The sequence below is a fragment of the Myxococcota bacterium genome, from assembly GCA_039030075.1.
Taxonomy (GTDB): Bacteria; Myxococcota_A; UBA9160; order UBA9160; family SMWR01; genus JAHEJV01.
In genome coordinates, this window is sequence record JBCCEW010000019.1 from 1 (window position 1) to 21,444 (window position 21,444).

General features: G+C 69.4%; 19 protein-coding genes. 2 read left to right on the forward strand and 17 right to left on the reverse strand.

All coding sequences use genetic code 11. From position 1 onward, the window contains the following. Positions 1–13 precede the first annotated feature (13 nt). Positions 14–301 (forward strand): co-chaperone GroES, encoded by a 288-nt coding sequence (groES, locus tag AAF430_18685; protein ID MEM7412262.1) that lies wholly within the window; start codon positions 14–16, stop codon positions 299–301. 6 nt (positions 302–307) lie between these two features. Further along, complete coding sequence (gene groL, locus AAF430_18690) at positions 308–1,954, forward strand: chaperonin GroEL (protein ID MEM7412263.1); 1,647 nt, start codon at positions 308–310, stop codon at positions 1,952–1,954. Between the two features lie 232 nt (positions 1,955–2,186). Here the strand turns inward: groL and AAF430_18695 are convergent, their stop codons facing one another. The 17 genes from AAF430_18695 to hemW all read right to left on the reverse strand — a co-directional run bounded on the left by AAF430_18695 (position 2,187) and on the right by hemW (position 21,420). Then, positions 2,187–2,396 carry a histone-like protein gene (locus AAF430_18695; protein MEM7412264.1) on the reverse strand — a complete coding sequence of 70 codons (210 nt, stop codon included), beginning with the start codon at positions 2,394–2,396 and terminating at the stop codon, positions 2,187–2,189. A gap of 58 nt (positions 2,397–2,454) precedes the next feature. Continuing rightward, positions 2,455–3,231: an alpha/beta fold hydrolase gene (locus AAF430_18700; protein MEM7412265.1), complete on the reverse strand. Its 777-nt coding sequence runs from the start codon at positions 3,229–3,231 to the stop codon at positions 2,455–2,457. Continuing rightward, a complete protein-coding gene (gene larC, locus AAF430_18705) occupies positions 3,228–4,625 on the reverse strand; it encodes a nickel pincer cofactor biosynthesis protein LarC (GenBank protein MEM7412266.1) in 1,398 nt (465 codons plus the stop codon). The genes AAF430_18700 and larC overlap by 4 nt, the downstream gene beginning before the upstream one ends. Further along, positions 4,597–5,346 (reverse strand): nickel pincer cofactor biosynthesis protein LarB, encoded by a 750-nt coding sequence (larB, locus tag AAF430_18710; GenBank protein MEM7412267.1) that lies wholly within the window; start codon positions 5,344–5,346, stop codon positions 4,597–4,599. Before larB ends, larC begins: the two co-directional genes overlap by 29 nt. A 60-nt stretch (positions 5,347–5,406) precedes the next feature. Continuing rightward, positions 5,407–5,973 carry a chemotaxis protein CheC gene (locus AAF430_18715; protein MEM7412268.1) on the reverse strand — a complete coding sequence of 189 codons (567 nt, stop codon included), beginning with the start codon at positions 5,971–5,973 and terminating at the stop codon, positions 5,407–5,409. Further along, a complete protein-coding gene (locus tag AAF430_18720) occupies positions 5,970–7,577 on the reverse strand; it encodes a chemotaxis protein CheA (GenBank protein ID MEM7412269.1) in 1,608 nt (535 codons plus the stop codon). Before AAF430_18720 ends, AAF430_18715 begins: the two co-directional genes overlap by 4 nt. Positions 7,578–7,579: 2 nt before the next feature. After that, positions 7,580–7,948, reverse strand: a complete 369-nt coding sequence (locus tag AAF430_18725) for a response regulator (protein MEM7412270.1) — start codon at positions 7,946–7,948, stop codon at positions 7,580–7,582. A gap of 18 nt (positions 7,949–7,966) precedes the next feature. Beyond that, complete coding sequence (locus AAF430_18730) at positions 7,967–8,419, reverse strand: chemotaxis protein CheW (GenBank protein ID MEM7412271.1); 453 nt, start codon at positions 8,417–8,419, stop codon at positions 7,967–7,969. Further along, a complete protein-coding gene (locus AAF430_18735; GenBank protein ID MEM7412272.1) occupies positions 8,416–9,684 on the reverse strand; it encodes a methyl-accepting chemotaxis protein in 1,269 nt (422 codons plus the stop codon). The genes AAF430_18730 and AAF430_18735 overlap by 4 nt, the downstream gene beginning before the upstream one ends. Positions 9,685–9,789: 105 nt before the next feature. Then, positions 9,790–10,752, reverse strand: a complete 963-nt coding sequence (gene thiL / locus AAF430_18740) for a thiamine-phosphate kinase (protein MEM7412273.1) — start codon at positions 10,750–10,752, stop codon at positions 9,790–9,792. Between the two features lie 52 nt (positions 10,753–10,804). After that, positions 10,805–13,216: an endopeptidase La gene (gene lon, locus AAF430_18745; GenBank protein ID MEM7412274.1), complete on the reverse strand. Its 2,412-nt coding sequence runs from the start codon at positions 13,214–13,216 to the stop codon at positions 10,805–10,807. Positions 13,217–13,257: 41 nt separating this feature from the next. Then, positions 13,258–15,282, reverse strand: coding sequence for a penicillin-binding protein activator (locus AAF430_18750; GenBank protein ID MEM7412275.1), 2,025 nt, complete (start codon positions 15,280–15,282; stop codon positions 13,258–13,260). 20 nt (positions 15,283–15,302) lie between these two features. Further along, positions 15,303–16,430, reverse strand: coding sequence for a molecular chaperone DnaJ (gene dnaJ, locus AAF430_18755; protein ID MEM7412276.1), 1,128 nt, complete (start codon positions 16,428–16,430; stop codon positions 15,303–15,305). Positions 16,431–16,550: 120 nt separating this feature from the next. After that, positions 16,551–18,377, reverse strand: coding sequence for a molecular chaperone DnaK (gene dnaK / locus AAF430_18760; GenBank protein MEM7412277.1), 1,827 nt, complete (start codon positions 18,375–18,377; stop codon positions 16,551–16,553). A 42-nt stretch (positions 18,378–18,419) separates the two neighbouring features. After that, positions 18,420–19,142, reverse strand: a complete 723-nt coding sequence (grpE, locus tag AAF430_18765) for a nucleotide exchange factor GrpE (GenBank protein ID MEM7412278.1) — start codon at positions 19,140–19,142, stop codon at positions 18,420–18,422. Continuing rightward, entirely contained in the window at positions 19,139–20,215 is a 1,077-nt protein-coding gene (gene hrcA, locus AAF430_18770) for a heat-inducible transcriptional repressor HrcA (GenBank protein ID MEM7412279.1), read from the reverse strand. Before hrcA ends, grpE begins: the two co-directional genes overlap by 4 nt. Positions 20,216–20,265: 50 nt before the next feature. Then, positions 20,266–21,420, reverse strand: a complete 1,155-nt coding sequence (gene hemW / locus AAF430_18775) for a radical SAM family heme chaperone HemW (GenBank protein MEM7412280.1) — start codon at positions 21,418–21,420, stop codon at positions 20,266–20,268. Positions 21,421–21,444 lie beyond the last annotated feature (24 nt).

Genomic DNA, 21,444 nt, shown 5'->3' on the forward strand with positions numbered 1-21,444 from the left:
AAGGAGCAATCCCATGAAGATCCGTCCGTTGCAGGACCGGATTCTCGTCAAGCGGATCGACGAGGAAGAGACGACGAAGGGCGGGATCATCATTCCCGACACGGCGAAGGAGAAGCCCTCGGAGGGCAAGGTGGTGGCCGTGGGCAATGGGAAGGTGAGCGAGGACGGCAAGGTGCAGCCGCTGGACGTGAAGAAGGGCGATCGCGTGCTGTTCAGCAAGTACGCGGGGACCGAGGTTCAGGTGGACGGTGACGAGCACATCATCATTCGCGAGGACGATGTCCTCGGGGTCATGGAGTAAGTAGGCATGGCGAAAGAGATTCGATTCGACCAGGAAGCGCGCTCGAAGATGCTGTCGGGCGTGGATCAGCTCGCGAACGCGGTGCGTGTGACGCTGGGGCCGAAGGGCCGCAACGTGGTGATCGACAAGAGCTTCGGTTCGCCGACGGTGACCAAGGACGGCGTCACGGTGGCGAAGGAGATCGAGCTCGAAGACAAGTTCGAGAACATGGGCGCGCAGATGGTGAAGGAGGTCGCGAGCAAGACCTCGGACGTGGCCGGTGACGGAACGACCACGGCGACGGTGCTGGCGCAGGCGATCTTCCGCGAGGGCAGCAAGCTGGTGGTGGCGGGGATGAACCCGATGGAGCTGAAGCGCGGTGTGGACACCGCGGTGGGCGCCATCGTGGAGGCCCTGCACAAGCAGTCGAAGTCGACGCGTGACGCGGGTGAGATTGCGCAGGTGGGGACGATCTCGGCGAACAACGACGAGACGATTGGCGAGATTCTCTCCGAGGCGATGCAGAAGGTCGGCAAGGAGGGGGTGATCACGGTCGAGGAAGCGAAGTCGATGGACACGGTCCTGGACGTCGTGGAAGGCATGCAGTTCGACCGGGGTTATCTGTCGCCGTATTTCGTGACGGACCCGGAGCGGATGGAAGTGTCGCTGGACGAGCCGCTGATTCTTCTGCACGAGAAGAAGATCTCGAACATGAAGGACCTGCTGCCGTTGCTGGAGCAGGTGGCACGTCAGGGGAAGCCGCTGCTGATCGTGGCGGAGGACATCGAGGGCGAGGCTCTGGCCACGCTCGTGGTGAACAAGATCCGCGGGACGCTGAACGTGGCTGCGGTGAAGGCGCCTGGTTTCGGGGATCGTCGCAAGGCGATGCTGCAGGACATGGCGATCCTGACGGGTGGCCAGGTGATTGCGGAGGAGCTGGGTCTGAAGCTGGAGAACGTGACGCTGAAGGACCTGGGGAACGCGAAGCGCGTGGTGACGGACAAGGACAACACCACGATCATCGATGGCGCGGGGAAGAAGAGCGACATCGAGGGGCGCTGTGCGGAGATCCGCAATCAGATCGAGGACACGACGAGCGACTACGACCGGGAGAAGCTGCAGGAGCGGCTGGCGAAGCTGGTCGGCGGTGTGGCGGTCGTGAAGGTGGGTGCGGCCACCGAGACGGAGATGAAGGAGAAGAAGGCCCGGGTGGAGGACGCGCTGCACGCGACGCGTGCTGCGGTCGAGGAAGGGATCGTGCCTGGCGGTGGTGTGGCTTTGCTGCGCTGTCAGAAGGTGCTGGAGGACCTGGGTGAGAACGAGGAGCAGCGTGCGGGGGTGAACATCATCCGCCGTGCGGTGGAGGCTCCGCTGCGCCGGATCTCGGAGAACGCGGGGATCGACGGTTCGATCGTGGTGGACAAGGTGAAGAACGCGAAGGGAGCGAATGGCTTCAACGCGCGCACCGAGACCTACGAGGACCTGCTGAAGGCGGGCGTGATCGACCCGACGAAGGTGGTGCGGACGGCGATCCAGAACGCGGCGTCGGTGGCGAGCCTGCTGCTGACGACCGAGGCGATGGTCGCCGACAAGCCCGAAGAGGGCGGCGCCGGTGGCGGTATGCCTGGCGGCATGCCGGGCGGAATGCCCGGTGGTATGCCCGGAATGATGTAGCTCCGCGTCCGCTCCGCGGACGCTGCGCGCCGAGCGGGCGGTGGCGGTCACACGGGGAAACCCGAGGCCGCGCCGCCCGGGTCCGGCTTGCTCGGCTGGGACGCGGTGCTCGATCGCACCGACTCAGCCCTCGGCCCCCGAGGAAGAGAAAGCCTGGAAACGAGAGAGCCCCGGAGCTGACGCTCCGGGGCTCTTTTGCGTTCGCTTCGCGAACGCCGGAGCTCCGCTCCGGTCAGCCGACCTGCGAGCGAGCGTTCGCGATATCGGCGTCCATCAGCGTCTTGCGCTTGTTCTCTTCCGCGGACTGGTTCGCGGCGCGCGCCAACCGACCGAGGTACTCCTCGGCCGCTTCTACGGCCTTGTCCAGCGCGGAACCCGACACACGCATTCCGCCAGCGTGCTCGCTGAGCACTCGCTTCACCACAGCCTTGGGCAGACTCATAACCCCCTCCTGCGATCGCCCCTGCGGGGCATGGGATCGGAACCTCTCCGGGAGCAACTTAGCGCAGGGGCGACCGACGGGAACGCGTGACGAAGGCGGCCACCCGGGCGGCCAGATGGGGCCCGTCGTGGTCGACGGGCACCACGTGGCCCGAGTTCCCGAGCCAGCAGAGCTCGCGCTCGGGCGAGCCGACCGTCCGGGCGATGGTCCGGGCATCGTCGGGGTGGGCCGTGTAGTCGAGCCGGCCGTGGGCCACGAGAATCGGCGCCTGGATCTGGGCGAGCAGCGGCCGCACGCGCTGCTGGAGCTTGACCAGCTCGTGGACCCCCGCCATCGGCATCACCGGCATGCTCGGGTGAACGGCCCGTGCGACGGGGTCTCGGATGTCCGAGCCGCGCCGCTTTCGCAGATAGGGCAGGAGCCGCTTCACCACGGGGATCAGGGGCACGAGCCGGGTGTGGAACTGCAGGGGCGTGCCCACTGCGACGACCGCATCCACGTCCGGCTCCTCCGCCGCCAGGCAGAGCGAGAGCAGACCGCCGAGCGAGAGGCCGAGCACGAACACCCGCTCGTGTTCGGCGCGGAGGGCCCGATAGCGCGCCCGGGCGGCCTCGAGCCACGCCTCATAGGGGATCTCGGCCAGGGCCTCGGGTTCCCCGCCATGGCCCGGCAGGCAGGGGCCAACCGCGCGCACGCCGTGCTCCGCCAGCGCCTCACCGAGCCGACGCACTTCATAGGGCGTACCGGTCAGGCCATGCAGACACAGGGCGGCGTCGCGGCCCGATCCCAGATCGAAGGCCCGCGCGTCGACGGCGGGCGGATCTTCGGCGCTCACCCGCGCGCTGCCTCCTCCACGACCCGCACCACCTCGCGGAGCGGAACGTCGTGCTTGCGCGCCGCGCGGATGCAGTCGTCGATCTCGGCCGACACGCTCTCCCTGCCGTCGGGATCCCAGACCACCTTCACGCCGATCCTCCCGTAGGGCGTATCGACGCGACGCGATTCGCGCCGGAGCACGATCCGGTCGACCTCCGACACCCGCACCCCGAGCGCCGTGGATTCGGCGAACAGGATCCGGGCCAGGGCGACGCGGTCCGAGGGGCGTCCCAGCACGCGCACCAGGATGCCGGGCCGGTTCTTCTTCATCTGAAGCGGCTGCAGCGCGACGTCGAGCGCACCGGCTTCGAACAGACGCTCCATCAAGAAGGCGAAGTGCTCGGGCACCAGATCGTCGAGGTTCGTCTCGAGACACACCACGCGATCCCGCTCGGTTCCCTGCGCGCTTCCCATCACCGCGCGCAGCACGTTGGGCATGCCGTGCGAGCGATCGTTGCCGGCGCCGTAGCCGATCGCCTCGACGGTCATGGCCGGCAGGGGTCCGTACTCGTCGACGATCGTGCGCAGGATCGCAGCGCCCGTCGGGGTGACCGTCTCCCACTCGGTATGGGCGGGCACCGTCGGGACGCCGCGCAGCAGCTCGAGCGTGGCCGGGGCCGGCAAGGGAAGCCGTCCGTGGTCGGTCTCGACCGTCCCCTCGCCGAGCGCGACGGGGGTGGCGCTCACCCGTTCGATCCCGAGACGCGCCAACCCGATCGCCGCACCCGTCACATCGACGATTGCATCGACGGCGCCGACCTCGTGGAAGTGGACGCGCTCGAGGGGCAACCCGTGCACTCGGGCCTCGGCTTCGCCGAGGGCGGTGAAGATCGCGATCGCACGGGCGCGCACGTCCGCGTCGAGGCGTGCGCCCTCGAGCAGCTTCACGATCTCGCGATAGCTCCGTCCGTGGCTGTGGGCGTGGTGGCCGTGATGGTGGTGGTGATCGTCGTGGGCGGCCGCTCTCGCCTTCGCAGGCTTCCGCGGCGCCTGATGGGTGTCACGCCCGGAGCGGGCCCCAGGAACCCGGACGTCGACGTACTTCGCCGCCAAGGCACCGCGCTGCACCTTCTTCACGACCAGCTTGTGGGCGACGCCGAGACCCGCCAGGTCTTCCACCAACGCGCTCCGCGACAACCCCAGGTCGAGCAAGGCCCCGAGGAACATGTTGCCGGCGATGCCCGAGAAGGTGTCGAGGTGCAGGACGCTCCCGCCGCTGGACGCGCTCGATCCCCCCGAAGAGGACTTCCGCTTCGACGCTCGCGCCGAGCGCCCGGCGGCGTTCCCCCGACTGCTGGTGCCGCCTCCAGCGCGCGTGCGCGAACTAGAGCCGGTTGATGAGCGTCGCGACATAGGCAGCGCCGAACCCGTTGTCGATGTTCACCGTCGTCACGTTGGACGCGCAGCTCGTCAGCATGCCGAGCAGGGCGGCGAGCCCGTCGAAGGCGGCGCCGTATCCGACGCTGGTGGGAACCGCGATCACCGGCTTGGCGACCAGGCCACCGACGACCGAGGGCAGCGCCCCTTCCATTCCCGCCACGACGATCAGGACCCGGGCCGAGCGCAGCGTGTCACTCGCCGCGAGCAGCCGGTGCAGGCCCGCGACGCCCACGTCGACCAGCAGGTCGACCTTGTTCCCGAAGTGGCGGGCCACCTGGGCGGCCTCGCGCGCCACGGGCAGGTCGGCGGTGCCGGCCGCGACGACGGCGATCGTGCCCTTCCCGATCGGCGCCACCTCTGCGGGCCCGACCCAGAAGGTGCGTGCCACGGGCTCGTAGAAACCCATCCCGAGGCGCTCCTGCACCTCTTCGGCGGGACCGGCCTCGAGGCGCGTGACGAGCACGTCCTGCCCCTGCCCCCGCAGCGCCTGCACGATGTCATGGATCTGCTGGGGGGTCTTGCCGGGCGCGAACACCACCTCGGGCAATCCCGCGCGCAGCGCGCGATGGGTGTCCACTCGCGCGTCGGCCACGTCGACGAAGGGGAGCCGCGCCAGTTCCTCGAGGGCGGCCTCCGTCTCGATCTCGCCTTCGCGTACGCGTTCGAGCAGCGCTCGCAGCTGGTCCGGATTCACGTCACGACCTTCGGCATCGCCGGCAACGTATCAGACGCAGCCGAGGGCAGCGAAGCGTCGCTAGCGCGCGGCCTCGAGCTTCTCGATGTCCGGCAGGAAGACGTGCATCGCACGGAACTCACCGGCGCGATCGAAGATCTCGCTCTCGATGTAGAGCGGGGCCGGCGGCCGATGTCGGGGAGACATACGCGCCTGGAGCGCGGTCTCCGCGTCCTGGACGACGAGCTCGGGCAATCCCGGCAGGATCGTCATGCCCAGCGTATCCGCGATCGCCGAGACGGTTTGCGAGGCCAGGATGTTCCCGAACTCGGAGAGGGCCGAAGCCACCATCTCGGCCGGCGGGTCCTCGGCGCCGCACAAGAGCGAAACGACCGACCGGCGCGTCGTCGCCGGCAGGAACACCACGACCATCCCGGCCATCCCGCCGGAGATCTCGCAGAAGATGCCCGTCTCCCAATCGCCCCGCTTCCGGAAGCGATCCGGACCATGCACGAGCGGCACGCGGGTGAGCATGGTGCGACCGGCCAACCGGGCGAAGGCCGAGGCCGCCCAGCTGGCGCCGATGTGGGCCAGCTCCCGCAGCCGATCGATCTCGGCCTCGTCGATGCCGTCGAACGCCGTCGTCATGCGATTTGATTCGGATCGACCAGGAACATCGGCCGTCCGTCTCCCAGGATGGTGAGTCCCGCGAGCCCGCGCGCGCCGCGCAAGAGCTCGGGGACGGGCTTCACGTAGATCTGCTGTTGGCCGCTCACCCGCTCGGCAGAGAAGGCGACGCGTTCGCCGCGCACTTCGGTCAACACCAGGTGGGTCAGGTCGCCCGCGCTCCCGGCGCGCTGGGCAATGTGATCGCCTAGATCCAGGACCGGCACGAGTTCGTCTTCGAGCAGCGCAAAGGCGTCGGCCCCGCTGCGCTCGATGCTCTCCGTCGGACATTCCTCGATGCGCTCGACCTTGGCGATCGGGAACGCGACGGTCTCGGCCCCGACGCCGAGGAGCAACACCCGCTGCACCGCGGCGGCGATCGGCACCACGAGGGTCGTGGCGGTGCCGCGCCCGCGCTCGGTCGCGATCTCGACGGATCCGCCGAGCGACTCGAGGGCAGCGCGCACGGCGTCCATGCCGACGCCGCGTCCGGAAATCTCGGAGATCTCGCGCGCTGTCGACAGGCCGGGCTCGAAGACCAGGGCTGCGATCTGAGACGGCGCCAGGTCGTCGGCGAGGTCGGGGTGCACGACGCCGGCCGCCGTCGCGCGCTCGCGCACGGCGTCCAGGTCGATGCCCGATCCATCGTCGGAAATCGTGATGCGGATCGAATCCTTCTCGCGGCGCGCCTCGATCTGGATGCGCCCCACCGGCGGCTTGCCGCCGGACTCGCGGTCTTCCGGGCGCTCGATACCGTGGTCCACCGCGTTGCGCAGCAGGTGGACGAGCGGATCGGAGAGGGCGTCGAGGATCGAGCGGTCCAGTTCGAGTTCGGAACCGCGGATCTCGACCTCGACGCGAACTCCCGCGCGTTCGGCCACATCGCGCGCCGTGCGGGGCAGCGGATCGAGGATCCGGGACAGGGGCGTAGTCCGCAGCTCGAGGGCGCGGCGCTGGAGCTCGCCCACGACGCGATCCATCCGGTCGAGGCCTTCGGAGACGCCACCGCCCTGGTGGGTGTCGGCCTCGGCGCTCGTGCGGACCTGGCTCGTCGAGAGGATCACCTCTCCGACCGTCGACAGGAAGCGGTCGAGGGTGGCCGTGTTCACGCGGACCGTCGGCGGCGGCCGCGAAGCGTCGAAGCCGCTCGGCGGAGCAGGCCGTTCGCGCGTGGGCGGCGCCTCGCGGGTCGACACCGGCGCGGGGGTCGCCAGCGCCGGTTCGTCGAGGGCCGCCAGCAGGGCCGGGTCGGCAGGCCCGGGTTCGCCGTCGTCCTTCACCGAATCGACCATGCCCTCGAGCGCCGTCAGCCCCCGGAACAAGAGCGAGAGCTCCTCCGGCGGGCCCACCACTCCAGCCTCGCGGATCACCTGCATGCGATCCTCGAGCTTGTGTGCAACGGCCGTGATCTGGTCGTAGCCGAGGGAGGCGGCCATTCCCTTGATCGAGTGGGCCATGCGAAAGACGGTGTCGATCGCTTCCGCACTCCGTGGGTCCTTCTCGAGTTCGAGCAAGGCTCGACTCATCTCGGCGAAGTGCTCCGTCGACTCCTCGATGAAGATCGTCCGGTACTTCGCGAGGTCCACGATCAGTCGCCCTTCTCGAGCACCTTGTTCAGGGTCGCGATCACCGACTCGGGCTTGAAGGGCTTCACGATGAAGTCCTTCGCGCCGGCCTGGAGCGCTTCCTGCACGAGCGTCTCTTGACCGAGCGCGCTGCACATGACCACGCACGCATTCGCGTCGACGCTGATGATGCCCTTCACGGCATCGATGCCCGACCGGCGCGGCATGACGATGTCCATCGTCACCACGTCCGGATGGAGGCGCTTCCACTCCTCCACGGCCTCGTCGCCGTCGGATGCTTCGCCCACGACCTCGTGTCCTTCCGCTTCGACGATCTCGCGGATCATCTGTCGCATGAAGGACGCGTCATCTGCTACCAGCACTCGCGCCATCGTTCGTACCCCCGTCTTTCACTCACCCCGAGCGAGTGAGTCTTCGATCACTTTCTTCGCGCGCGCCACCAGACGCGCGGGATCCAGGATGTGTGCCAAGCGCCCATCCATCGGGCGCTTCTCGACCACCGGGTCCTGTCCGCGACCCGCGGTGCAGGTGCCGTCGACCAGGCCGAGGACACGGTCCACCGAGAGCCCCAGGCAGGGGATTCCCGCCGGGCGATCGCTGATCACGAGCAGGTGCTCGCCGTCCGCGGGCGTGCCGCGCGTCGGCTCGAGCAGGCAGCCGCGATTCACCACGGGCAGTGCGTCGCCGCGGTAGTTCACCACGCCGGCGACGTCGCGCGGCAGGGTGGGAATGCACGCGACTTCACCGAACTCGGCGACCTCGTGAACCCCCTCGATCGGCAGCGCGAAGAGCGATGCCCCGATCTCGAAGGTCAGCAGGCGATCCTGGATGAGCGCGCTCATGAGGCGCCTCCGCCCGTGTCGAAGCGGTGGAGTACCTCGCGCAGCTCCTCGGCCAGGCCCGTCAGCGACTGGCTCGCGTCGACCATCTGCGACATCGAGTCGACCTGACCGTGGGCCGTCCCGGCCACGCCCTCGATCGCCTCGGCGTTGCGCACCGCGACGCGCCCGATCTGCTCCATCGACTCGACCATGCGCTGGACGTCCATCGCCTGGGTGTCCGCGCCCTCGAAGATCTCCTCGGCGCGGCGCGCGGCCTCACCGACGGCCGAGCGGATCTGCTCGAGCGAGGCCGCCACGGTGTCGACGTCCTCGCGGCCCTCGCCGACGACCACGCTCGATTCGCGCATGCCTTCGGCCACCTCGTTGGTGTCCGACTCGATCTCGTGAATGAGCTTCGCGATCTCCTCGGCGCTGCGGCCGGCGTTCTCGGCGAGCTTGCGAATCTCGTCGGCGACCACCGAGAAGCCACGGCCGGCCTCACCGGCGCGTGCCGCCTCGATCGACGCGTTCAGCGACAGCAGGTTCGTCCGCTGGGCGACGCTCGTGATGATCTCGGTGATCTGGTGCACGTGGCGCGTCTTCGCCTCGAGCTCGAACACCCGTGCCACGGCGTGCTCCACGCGCTCGAAGACCGTGCGCATCTTCTCGATGGCGAGACGGGCGACGTCGACACCCGACCCGGCCTTCTGGTTCGCCTCGGCGGCGAAGCCGAAGGCCTCGCGCGCGCGCGACGCATTGAGTTCGATGGCCGACGCGATCTCCTGCACGAGTCGCGTGGTGTCGCCCAGCCGGCGCTGCTGCTCGGCGACGTCGCTGGCCAGCGCCGCTACCGCCGAGGTGATGCCTTCGTGTCCGCCGGAGAGCGCTTCCGCCGTGCGGCGCAGCTCCACCGAGGAGTGTTCCACGCGGCGCGCGGTCGTCTTCACGCCGTCCACCAGCTCGCGCAGGCTCGCCGTCATGCCCTGCAGGCCACAGGCGAGATCCCAGGTCTCGTCCGGAAAGCGCGGCGGCGCGCCGACGTCGCGGAGCGGACGCAGGTCGCCGCGGCTGATCTGATCACTCGCCGAGCGCAGCGCCGAGAACGAGTGCGAAAGCGAGCGCGACCAGAAGTACCCGAGCACGCCACCGACACCGAGCGCCACGAAGGGCGCGAGCCACGGGGCCACGTGCACACCACTGCGGGTCAACACGAGAGGCAACCCGACCACGGCGGCGCCCACGATCAGCGCGCCCACTACGAACTTGTGCGTGAGTGCAACTCTCACGCAGGGACTATCGGTGGATTGGCCGGGGTTCTTGATCGTCGGAGCGGCGCAAAACCTACGGGAACCGGCAACTTAGGCGCAGTTCCCCCGACCCGGCGGGCAGACTCAGGCGGGCCCCCGACGCCCGCGGAAATGGCGCCAGCCGCGCCCCTGCGAAGCGACGGGCGGGCCGGCGGCGACGCACCCGAGCTCGGTGACCCGCACCCCCAGGCGCCGCGCGAGCTGCGCCTCGCTCGGGCCGTCTGGAGCCATCGCGAAGAGCAGCTCGTAGTCCTCGCCTCCGGCCGCGGCGAGACGGCCGGGTTCGACGCCCAGCCGGCGACAGCGCGCATTGAAACCGTGTTGGCGGGGGAGCCGGTCCAGGTCGATCGGACAATTCCGCTCGGGACCGATCAGGTGTCCGAGATCCGCCAAGAGGCCGTCGGAAACGTCGACGCAACCGCGCACACCGGGTATGCGCGCGAGCCGGCGCCCCGCTTCGAGGCGGGGCGTCGGCACCCAGCGCAGGGGCCGACCGCTCGACGCAGCGACGCGCCGGGAGAGCGCCGCGTTTCCCAGCGTGCCCGTCACGAAGACGCGATCCCCTACCCGCGCCCACCGCAGCAGCGCGCGTCCGCGTGACACGGCGCCTAGCACGGTCAAATGAAGACTCGTCTCCCGGGCCCGCGTGAGGTTGCCGCCCACGAGCGGACACCGGGTCGCCCGGGCCATCGCGAGCAGTCCGGCGGTCAAACCATCGAAGCGCGCAAGGGACAGGCCCGGCGGCGCGGCGAACGACCAGGTGAAGCCGCGTGGTGCGGCGCCCATCGCGGCGAGATCCGAGAGCGCGGCCGCGAGCGCCGTCTGCCCGACCACCCGCGGAGGATCGGTCTCCCAGCGAAAGTGCACACCCTCGACGCGGCTGTCGGTGGAGACGACGTCGTCCGCACCGGCCCGCGGCCGCAAGACGGCCGCATCGTCGCCGATCCCGCGCACCACGCCCGTCGCACGCTGGCGTCTTGCCACGCGCGCGATGCGCTCGATCAGCTCGAACTCTCCCAGATCCCGCAGCTGCGTGGCTCGTGCCACCCCGCCCTCCACTCGCGTGGGGCGAGGCTAGCCCGACCCTGTGCGAGCGGCCTCAGCGCGACTTGGCGGTCGCGACCGGCGAAGGCGACGTCCCGGCGCGCGAGCGCCGACGCTTCTTGCCCGAGGGTCCGGGCATCCGCTCGAGCGTCGCGGCCAACACCTCGTCCATGTCCTCGACCGGAATGAACTCGATCTTCTTCTTCAGGTCGCGCGGGATGTCGGAGAGGTCCTGCATGTTCTTCTTCGGCAGGACGACCCGATGGATGCCCGCGCGGAGCGCCGCGAGCGCCTTCTCGCGTACGCCGCCGATCGGCAGGACGCGACCGCGCAGGGTCACTTCGCCGGTCATTGCGGTGTCCGCGCGCACCGGGATGCGGGTGGCGAGCGAGATGATCGCCGTCGCGATCGCGATGCCCGCGGACGGGCCGTCCTTCGGGATCGCACCCGCCGGCACGTGCACGTGCACTTCGTGGCGACCGAACATGGCCGCGTCGAAGCCGAGATCCGCCCCGCGCCCGCGCGCCCAGGTGAGCGCCGCGGCACCGGACTCCTTCATCACGTCGCCCAGCTGACCGGTGAGCACCATGCCCTTCCCCGGCGTCATCGTCGACTCCAGGGTCAGCACCTCGCCGCCGCTCTCGGTCCAGGCCAGGCCGTTCGCGAGCCCGATCTCGCCGGGCCCCTCGGGCTTCTCCGAGAGGAACGGCGGGGGCCCGAGCAGGCGCTCGAGGCTCTTCTTGTTCACCGTCTGGGGGCGCGTGTTGCCCTCGGCGGTCCGCCGCGCCGTCTTCCGACACAGGGCGGCGATCCGGCGGTCGAGGTCGCGAACGCCGGCCTCGCGGGTGTAGTCGGTCACCAGGTCGAGCAGGCTGCCGCGCGTCCAGCGCAGACTGTCTTCGCCGAGCCCATGCTCGCGCAACTGGTGCGGCACCAGATACGAACGCGCGATCTCGACCTTCTCCTCCGGCGTGTAGCCGGCGATGCGGATCACTTCCATGCGGTCGCGCAGTGGGCCCGGGATCGAGTCGATCATGTTGGCCGTCGCGATGAACAGCACCTTCGAGAGGTCGAAGGGAACGTTCAGATAGTGATCGCTGAAGCGGTGGTTCTGCTCGGGGTCGAGGACCTCGAGCAGGGCCGAAGACGGATCGCCGCGATAGTCGGCGCCGAGCTTGTCGATCTCGTCGAGCATGAACACCGGGTTGTGGGTGCCGGCCTGCTTCAGGCCCTGAACGATGCGGCCCGGCATGGCGCCCACGTAGGTGCGGCGATGACCGCGGATCTCGGCCTCGTCGCGGACGCCGCCCAGCGAGATCCGCACGAACTCCCGGCCCATGGCGCGGGCGATCGAGCGCCCGAGCGACGTCTTGCCGACACCGGGCGGGCCCGCGAAGCAGAGGATCGGACCGCGCGAGTCACCGCGCAGCTTCCGCACTCCCAGGAACTCGAGGATCCGGTCCTTGATGCCCGAGAGATGGGCGTGGTCCTGATCGAGGATCGACTTCGCCGCGTCGAGTCCGAGCTGGTCCTCGGACGCGCGGGCCCAGGGCAGCTCCACCAGCCAGTCGAGATAGCTGCGCACGACGTGGGCCTCGGGGCCGTCCGGGTGCATGCGCTCGAGGCGGCGCAGCTGCTTCAGCGCCTCGGTCATCGCCTCTTCGGGGAGTCCCGCGTCTTCGATCTTCGCGCGGTACTCGTCGGCCTCCTCGAGTCGACCGTCGGTCTCACCGAGCTCGGCCTGGATCGCGCGCATCTGCTCGCGCAGGAAGTGCTCGCGCTGGCTGCGGGTCATCTCGTCGTGGGCCTGGGACTGGATCTCGGCCTGCACCGTCGTCACGTCGAGCTCGCGGCGCAGCAGGGCGTCCACGCGGCGCAGACGCGCGATCGGGTCCTCGACCTCGAGCACTTCCTGGGCCTCGGCCATGCGCAGCTTCAGGTTCGACGCGATCAGGTCGGCCAGCTGGCCCGGATCGCTCACGTTCGCCGTCACCGAGAGCACCTCGGGCGGGAGATTCTTGAGCGGCAGGAGTTCCTCGACGCGAGAGCGCACCGCGCGCACCAGGGCCTCGGCCTCGACGCACCATTCGGCCTCGTTGTCGTCGCCGAGCTTCGAGACCCGTGCCCAGGTCGAGGCGTGCTGCTCGACGAAGGAGTCGATGCGCGCGCGGGAGAGTCCCTGCACCAGCACCTTCACGCGGCCGTCGGGCATGCGCAGGACGCGCATCACGGTCACGACCGTGCCGACCCGATGCAGGTCGTCGGGGCTGGGGATTTCGATCTCGCCGTCGCGCTGAGCCGTCAGGAGCAGCAGGCGATCACTCGCCAGCGCATCCTCGACCGCCGCGATCGAACGCTCGCGGGCCACGAAGAGCGGAAGCACCATGTAGGGGAAGACCACCATTTCCCGCAGCGGCAGGACCGGCAACTCTTCGGGGATCGAGAAGCTCGAAAGACGTTCGTCCATTCCGAGCGTTTCGACGCTGCGAAAAGCCGACTTGAGGGCGGTCAGTCGATGTAGTGGCGAACCTGGCCCTTCTCGACGCCGAGCAGGTAGGGGCGTTTGTGCGCGTTGCCGTCGCCGCGGATCGTGAGAATGCCGGAAACCCCCGGATACCCCTCGACTTCGAGCAGCCCCTCGCGCATCTCTCCGCGGCCCCGCACCCCCTCGGCGAGCTGCAGGACGGCGATCCGGGCCGCGTCGAAGCTCTGGGCGGCGAACACGTCGGGCGAGTTGTCGAAGGTGGTCTCGAAGCGCTCCTTGAAATCGGCGACGTAGGGCACTTCCGACTCGGGGAAGAAGTGGGACGCGAAGAGCGCTCCGTCGAGGTGGTTGCCCGCGAGACGCAGCAGCTCCTTCGAGTAGAAGCCATCCGGGCCCAGGATGCGCGCGCCCGTCACCTCGTGGAAGACGAGCTGGGGCGCGATCAGCACCATGTTGTCGGCCGACTCGGGAATGAAGAGCGCATCGAAGTCGACGATCGGCGGGATCGGCGCACCCGACGCCGTCGTGAGCGATCGCGCGCGCCGACGCAGCGCGCGCGCCTCGGCAGCGGGAAGCCGTCGGGCCTTCTTCTCCATGCGATCGCGCCGCGCGATCAAGGAGCGCTCCTCGGAGCTGAGGAGCGTGTAGCCCACCAGCCGGCGAATCGAGTCGCCGAAGTCGGTCGCCTTCGGATCGTAGGCGGCCACGCCGACGACGGTGCCGCCGCGGGCTTCCACCGCGTCCCAGAACAGACGGCGCAGCCCGTGGCCGTAGGGGTCGTCGCGGTAGAGGATCGCGAAGCGGCGCGCGCCGAGGGCGATCGCCCGGTCCGCCACCAGCTGGGCCTCTTCCGCCGGGCGGGTGCGCATTCGGAACACCCAGTCGCGTTCGGAAGCGATCGCATCGCGCGCGGACAGGGTGAGCAGCGGGACGCCCTCTGCTTCCGCGGCCACCGCCGCCGCCTCACAGGCCTTCGAGACCAGCGGCCCCACGATCGCGACGATCTCCGGGTCGGCGGCGAGATCGCGGACCGCTCGCGCGGCCTGCGCCGGGTTTCCGGCGGAGTCGCGCACCACGACGCGGATCCGCGGCCGGCCGGTGGCGCTCTCACCGGGGAAGGTCTCCGAGGCGAGCAGCACGCCCTGCATCGCTTCCTCACCGAAGCGGGCGTAGGGACCGGTCAGGGGCAGCACGACGCCGATGGCGCCGCGCGCGTCGCCCGGATCGGGCAGCGGACGCTCCATCACCTCCGCGAACGTGGGCAGCTGATCGACGACGACCGGCCCGTCGTCGCGGCTGCGGAGCCGCTTCTCGACGGCGGCGAGACGACCCGCGTAGCGCGGCGCCAGCGGGCGCTTCCCCGCCTGGGTAATCGCGTCTTCGCTGGCGCCGAGATCACCCGCTTCGAGGGCGCGCTCGGCGAGGGTCAGATAGACCCGCGCCGCAGGCGGTCGATCGCCGACGTAGCGACGGGACGCGCGTAGCTCCTCCATCGACAGCTGACCCAAGAGCGTGTCGATCTCGAGATCCACCGCCGACAACTCGCCTTCGGGCACCGCGGTGCGAAGCAACGCGAGCCAGCGCAGCCGCTCGGGCGGCGTTTCCGCCGATTCGGCCAGTGCGCGGTAGGCGTTGCGCAGCTCGGGACCTTCGAGGCGCGACAGCCGCACCGGCTTCACCCAGCGCCGCGCAGCGACCGGGTTGCCCCGCTCGAGTTCGATCGCCGCGAGCTTCACCCGCGCGCGATCGCCCGCCGTGCCGCCCTGGTCGGCCGCTTCGGCGTAGTGACGCATGGCCCGAGGGAGGTCGCCCTCCTCCTGGGCGAGCGCGCCGAGGGCCAAATGGGCGTCCGGGCTCAGCGCGCCGTCGGGGTAGCGCCGTAGATAGGACTCGAAGGCTTCGCGGCCCTCTTCCGGGCCGGCCGCAACGGCGCGCTCGGCCTGGGCGAACGCGCGCCGTTCCTCTTCACTCGGCGGCAGTCGGAACGACTGACAGCCGAGCCAACCCCACCACATTGCCAGCAGGAGCGCAGCGCACCAGCGGGCCATCCGCCTCCCCCCCCTCAATCTCAATCGAAGAGCTCTCGCAGTTTATCCAGAAAGCCCTTGTGGGCGGGAGACACCTTCACGTCCGACACCTCGGCGAACTTCTCGAGCAGCTCGCGCTGGGAACCGGTCAACCGCGTCGGGGTCTCGACGAACAGATGGAGCAGCTGATCGCCGCGGGCGGCCGAGCGCAGGCTCGGCATTCCCTTGCCGCGCAGGCGCATCACCTTCCCGGACTGGGTGCCCTCGGGCACTTTCAGCTTCACCTTGCCTTCGAGGGTCGGTGCGTCGACCTCGGCGCCGAGCGCCGCCTGGACCATCGTGATCGGAACCTGGCAGTGCAGATCGGGGCCTTCGCGCTGGAAGAGTTCGTGGGGCTTCACGGAAATCACGACGTAGAGATCACCTGGTGGTCCGCCGGAGATGCCAGCCTCGCCTTCGCCCGACAGTCGCAGCCGCGTGCCGTCGTCGACGCCCGCCGGGATTCGCACCTTGATCGTCTGCTGACCTTCAATGCGGCCCTGGCCGCGACAGTCACCGCACCGATCGCGAATGATCTCGCCGGCACCGGCGCACGCGTCGCAGGGACGGCTGACGCGGAAGAATCCCTGCTGGAGCACCACCTGCCCTGCCCCACGACAGCGGTCGCAGGTCTCGGGCGAGGTCCCGGGGCGTGCGCCGGAACCTTCACAGGTGTCGCAGGGACGCATCTTCGGGATCTGGATGGAGGGCTCGAGCCCCGCGAGCACGTCAGCGAGCTCGATCTCGAGGTTGTAGCGGAGGTCGGCGCCTCGCTGGCCGCGCCCGCGCCGTCGGCCCCCCGGACGACGCCCGCCGAAGAGGTCTCCGAACAGGTCGTCGAAGAGGTCCGTGAAGTTCCCGAGATCGCCGAAATCCTGGAAGCCGCCGGCGCCCGGGCCGCCCGCTCCCACGCCGGCGTGGCCAAAGCGGTCGTAGGCCTGCCGCTTCTCCGGGTCGGACAGGACCGCGTAGGCCTCCGAGGCTTCCTTGAAGCGCTCCTCGGCGGCAGGATCGTCCGGGTTGCGGTCCGGATGGTCCCGCATGGCGATCGCCCGATAGGCCTTCTTGAGCGCGTCGGCGTCCGCGTCCCGCGAGACGCCGAGAATTTCGTAGAAATCGCGCTTCGACAAATGGGGCACTCCCCGGCGGGAAGGCCGGTTCGACCGGGAACTCTAGACGCGGGCCTACCTCGGTCAAGCCCTGGATCGCGAGTTCAGCGGGGCGTCGGACCGACCCCGGGGGCACGCGCCCTACTCTTCTTCGGCCTCGCCACCCAGTTCGGCGTACAGCGCCTCGGTGAGCTCGAAGGTGCGGGCCGAGAGCTCGCCGATCGCCGCGCGCAGCGCCTCGACGGCCTCGTCCGAAGCGGCGTCGCGCACCGATTCGATCGCGCCCAGAAGCCCTGCGCTCTGTTCCTCGTTGATGTTCTCCTTGAACTCCTCGAGGGTGCGCTCGGTCGAGTAGATGAGTCCGTCGGCCTGGTTGCGAAGATCGATCAGTTCGCGGCGCGCCTGGTCGGCGTCGGCGTTGTGCTCGGCTTCGGCCACGAGCGTCTCGACCTCTTCCTCCGACAGACCGCTCGAAGCGGTCACCTGGATCTTCTGGGTGCGACCGGTCCCCAGATCCTTCGCCGAGACGTTCACGACGCCGTCGGCGTCGATGTCGAACGTCACCTCGATCTGGGGGACGCCGCGCGGTGCCGGCGGCAGGCCGACCAGTTCGAAGCGCCCGAGGGTCTTGTTGTCGGCCGCCATCTCGCGCTCGCCCTGGACGACGTGGATCCGGACGACGGTCTGGTGGTCTTCCGTCGTCGAGAACACCTGGCTCATCGTAGTGGGCACGGTGGTGTTGCGCGGAATGATCGGCGTGGACACGCCGCCCTGGGTCTCGACGCCGAGCGAGAGCGGGGTCACGTCGAGGAGCAGGACGTCCTCGACTTCGCCCGACAAGACTCCGGCCTGAATCGCCGCGCCGGCCGCCACGACCTCGTCGGGGTTGACGCCCTTGTGCGGCGGCTTCCCGAAGATCTGCTCGACCTCGCGCTGGATCGCGGGCATGCGGGTCATGCCGCCGACCATCACCACGTCGTCGATCTCGCCAGCGGAGAGCCCAGCGTCCTCGAGGGCCTGGGTGCACGGTTCGCGCAGCCGCTGGATCAGATCCTTGGTCTGCTCTTCGAGCTCCTGGCGGGTGATCGTCATCGCGAGGTGCTTCGGACCCTGGTCGTCCGCCGCGATGAACGGCAGGCTGACGTCGGTCTCCTCGCAGGAAGACAGCTCGTGCTTCGCGCGCTCGGCCGCCTCCTTGATGCGCTGGAGCGCCATCGCGTCCTTCTTGAGATCGATGCCGCTCTCGTCCTTGAAGGTCTCGAGCATGTGATCCGCGAGGCGCAGGTCCCAGTCCTCACCGCCGAGGAAGGTATCGCCGTTGGTACTGCGCACCTCGAACACCGAATCGTTGATCTCGAGGATCGAGACGTCGAAGGTGCCTCCGCCGAGGTCGAAGACCGCGATCTTGCCATTTTTGTTCTTGTCGAGACCGAAGGCCAGCGCGGCAGCCGTGGGCTCGTTCAGGATCCGCAGGACGTTGAGGCCGGCGATCTTCCCGGCGTCCTGGGTGGCTTGGCGCTGGGAGTCGTCGAAGTAGGCGGGGACCGTAATCACCGCTTCGGTGACGCCCTCGCCGATGAAGTCTGTGGCCGTCTCGCGCATCTTCGCGAGCACCATCGCCGAGATCTCCTGAGGCGAGTACGCGCGGTCGGCGATCTTGACCCGGACGTCACCGTTCTCGGCGGGCTCCATGCCGAAGGGTGCGATCTCGCGGAACTTCGAGACCTCTTCGCCTTCGTACTTGCGCCCGATCAGGCGCTTCACCGCGTAGATCGTGCTTTCGGGGTTGGTGACGGCCTGCCGCTTCGCGATCTGGCCGACGAGCTTCTCACCGGAATTGGAGAACGCGACCATCGAAGGCGTGGTCCGCGCCCCTTCCGCGTTCGTGATGACCTGGGAGTCGCCGTTGTCGTACAACGCGACGCACGAGTTCGTCGTGCCCAGATCGATTCCGATGACTTTGCCCATGACCGCTCGTCCCCCCGACCGCGGCCGCCTCTTTCGAGACGACTACCCGGCGGAGGGCTCCCCCTCGTCCGATTTTTCGCTCGGTGCCTTCGCCACGACCACTCGGGACGGACGCACCAGCCGATCTCGCAGCTGGTAGCCCTTCTCGAGGACCTCGACGACGCTGTTCGGGGGGGCGGAATCCACTTCTACTTGAGCCATCGCCTCGTGCAGCGCGGGATCGAAGACGCAACCCATCGCCTCGATCTCCGTCACGTGGTGCTTCTCGAAAACACCGAGAAGCTCGCGTCTCACGAGCTCGACACCCTGCAAAAAGCTCCCCAAGTCCCCGCCGTTGTTCTCTTGAGCGTGGCCGATGGCCCGGTCCAGGTTATCGACCACGGAAAGCAGGTCCTTGAAGAGATTCTGACTACCGAAGAGCACCGCTTCCTGGCGTTCCTTGGCGGCGCGCTTCCGGAAATTGGTGAAGTCGGCTTGAAGCCGCGTCATCTTGTCGCTCGCTTCGGCGAGCTGTTCGCGCAGCCGGAATACCAGGGCGTCGGAATCCTCTTCCGCCAGCGGATCGTCGAGCAGGAGGGCGTCGACCGCTTCGCCGACGTCGTCGGCCGCGGGAACCTCCTTCGGTTCCTCTTCCCCGCCCGACTCGTCGTCGTCGGAGCCCTCGACGGCCTCGGCCGCCTCACGCAGGGCGGCTTCGAGCTCGGGGTCGGTCGGAATCGAGGGCCCGCCGAGGCCGTCCGCGTCTTTCGGGTCGCCCGTGCTCATTCTGCCTGCAGCTTCTCTGTCATTCGCTGGGAGCAGTACGCCACCAGCGGAATTACGCGGGAATAGTCCATTCGGCTCGGCCCCATGACGCCCACCGCTCCGAGCGGGGCGTCGGCTTCGCCGTAATGGGTGGCCACGAGAGCGCAGCGCGCAAGGCTCGGGTCGCCCATTTCGGCACCCAGTGCCACGCACACGCCTGCTCCCGCCAGCATCTCCTCCACGACTTCGGCCAAACGCTCCTTCGCCTCCAGTGTTTCGAAGATTTCCCGCACCCGATCGGGGTCGCGATATTCGGGCTGGTCCAGCAGGGCGAGGCGGGCGGCCACCACGACGTCCACGGGTTCGTCGGCGGTCGGAGCCACGGCTTGTTCCCCGAGGGCCACCGCCCAGCGCAGCAGCCGGTCGGCCTCGGAGCGCAGGGCCTGGGCCTCGCGTCGCAGCTGGTCGCGCACCTCGGGGAGGGTGCGGCCGACCACGCGCTCGTTGAGCAGGAGGGCGGCGCGGTCGAGCTCCCGCTGCGAGACGTCGGAATCCGCGGGCAGGGTGCGGCGGTAGGTGTCGCCGGCGGTAGAGACCAGCACGGCCAGGATCCGCGCCGCGCCCAGCCGCACCAGGGACACGTGCTGGAGGCGAACCCGGTCGAGTCGTGGCGCCACCGCGAAACCGAGCAGACGCGTCTGCTGCGACAGGAGCTGGGCGGCCACCTCGACGACCTGTTCGGTTCCAGCACTGCCGACGCCGAAGTCGACGGTGCGTCGCTCGTAGTCGCTCACCGGGCGACGGTCGAGGAGGTGATCGATGAAGTGACGCAGGCCTTCCTGGGTGGGGACGCGTCCCGCCGAGGAATGGGGCTGCTCGACGAGACCGAGCTCTCCGAGCTCGGCCAGGGTGGTTCGGATGCTGGCCGCCGAAAGCGGTGTCGGGAGCAGATGCGAGAGGTGCTTCGACCCGATCGGCACCGCTTCACCGACGTAGGCACGCACCGCAGCACGCAGCACCTGGCGCTGGCGTTCGGTCAGGCCAGGTCCGATCGGGGGTTTCGGATGGGGGGAGAGCACTCGCTCGCGGGGCACCCGTCCAATCTACCCCAGCTTCCGGCCACACGAACTACCGCAGCTCTCGGCTACACGAACGACGTGAACACGTGGTCCGAGAGCATGCGCCCCCGGGGCGTGAGCCGTAGGCCGCCGTCGGGAGTCTCCTCGAGGAGGGCCTGCTCGAGCAGCCGCTCGACGTCGCGGGCGAAGAAGTCCCGGGGCGGCGCGCCGAAGGTGTCCGCGAAGGCGCGCGCGTCGACCCCTTCTCGCGTCCGTAGCGCCAGGAACATCGCCTCGCCCCGAGCGGTCGCCGCATCGAGCACTTCGTGCTCGGCCGCCGCGCCGTCCGCGCACGCCCAGTACGCATCGAGGTCGCGCGGGTTGTGGCGCCGCGCGCCGAAGGGCTGGCCCGGCCCGATCGGCTCGGACGACACGGCGCCCATCCCCAAGCCCAACACGGGGAGGCGCTGCCAGTAGCGTCGGTTGTGCACGGCCTCGGCACCGCGCTTCGCGTAGCTCGAGATCTCGTAGCGCGCGTAGCCGGCAGCCTCGAGACGCGCTTCGACGGTCTCGAGCATCTCGGCGGCGAGCGTTTCCTCGATGGGGTGGAGCCGGCCATCCGAGGCCGCCCGTGCGAACGGAGTTCCCTCCTCGAAGGTGAGTTCGTAGACGGAGAGATGTTCGGGGGCGCACGCGATCGCCGCATCGAGGTCGGCTTCGACACCGCCTCGCTCCTGCTCGGGTGCCGCCACGATGAGATCCAGCGACGCGCGACCGAAGCCCGCTTCCCGGACCGCCGCCCAGGTGGCGTGCCCTTCCGCAGCCCGGTGGGCGCGGCCCAGGCGTCGCAGCGTGGTGTCGTCGAAGGACTGCATGCCGACCGACACGCGGTCCACCCCGGCCTCTCGAAAGCCCGGCAAGCGCGCGCGCTCCACAGTACTGGGATTGATCTCGAGGGTCACTTCGCGCGGTATCCCCGGGAACCGGGCGCGCACGCTCTCGATGAGGGTCGCGATGCTCTCGGGACGCAGCAGCGATGGCGTCCCGCCGCCGAAGTAGATCGTGGCCAGCTCCCTCCCGGCGAACGCGGAGGCGCGGTGGTCGAGCTCGCGCTGCAGCGCGGCCACGTAGCGCGCCTCGTCGTCGGGCTGCAGCACGCGCGTGGCCACCACGGCGAAGTCGCAGTAGGGACAGACCCGTTCGCAGAACGGCACGTGCAGGTAGACGCCCACGTCGGACACGGAGCGAGCATCGTCCCGCCGCGC

Coding starts and splice junctions, on each gene's coding strand:
- groES (MEM7412262.1), top strand. CDS start 14: ATGAAGATCCGTCCGTTGCAGGACCGGATTCTCGTCAAGCGGATCGAC.
- groL (MEM7412263.1), top strand. CDS start 308: ATGGCGAAAGAGATTCGATTCGACCAGGAAGCGCGCTCGAAGATGCTG.
- AAF430_18695 (MEM7412264.1), bottom strand. CDS start 2,396: ATGAGTCTGCCCAAGGCTGTGGTGAAGCGAGTGCTCAGCGAGCACGCT.
- larC (MEM7412266.1), bottom strand. CDS start 4,625: ATGTCGCGACGCTCATCAACCGGCTCTAGTTCGCGCACGCGCGCTGGA.
- AAF430_18715 (MEM7412268.1), bottom strand. CDS start 5,973: ATGACGACGGCGTTCGACGGCATCGACGAGGCCGAGATCGATCGGCTG.
- AAF430_18725 (MEM7412270.1), bottom strand. CDS start 7,948: ATGGCGCGAGTGCTGGTAGCAGATGACGCGTCCTTCATGCGACAGATG.
- AAF430_18730 (MEM7412271.1), bottom strand. CDS start 8,419: ATGAGCGCGCTCATCCAGGATCGCCTGCTGACCTTCGAGATCGGGGCA.
- lon (MEM7412274.1), bottom strand. CDS start 13,216: ATGGACGAACGTCTTTCGAGCTTCTCGATCCCCGAAGAGTTGCCGGTC.
- AAF430_18750 (MEM7412275.1), bottom strand. CDS start 15,282: ATGGCCCGCTGGTGCGCTGCGCTCCTGCTGGCAATGTGGTGGGGTTGG.
- dnaK (MEM7412277.1), bottom strand. CDS start 18,377: ATGGGCAAAGTCATCGGAATCGATCTGGGCACGACGAACTCGTGCGTC.
- grpE (MEM7412278.1), bottom strand. CDS start 19,142: ATGAGCACGGGCGACCCGAAAGACGCGGACGGCCTCGGCGGGCCCTCG.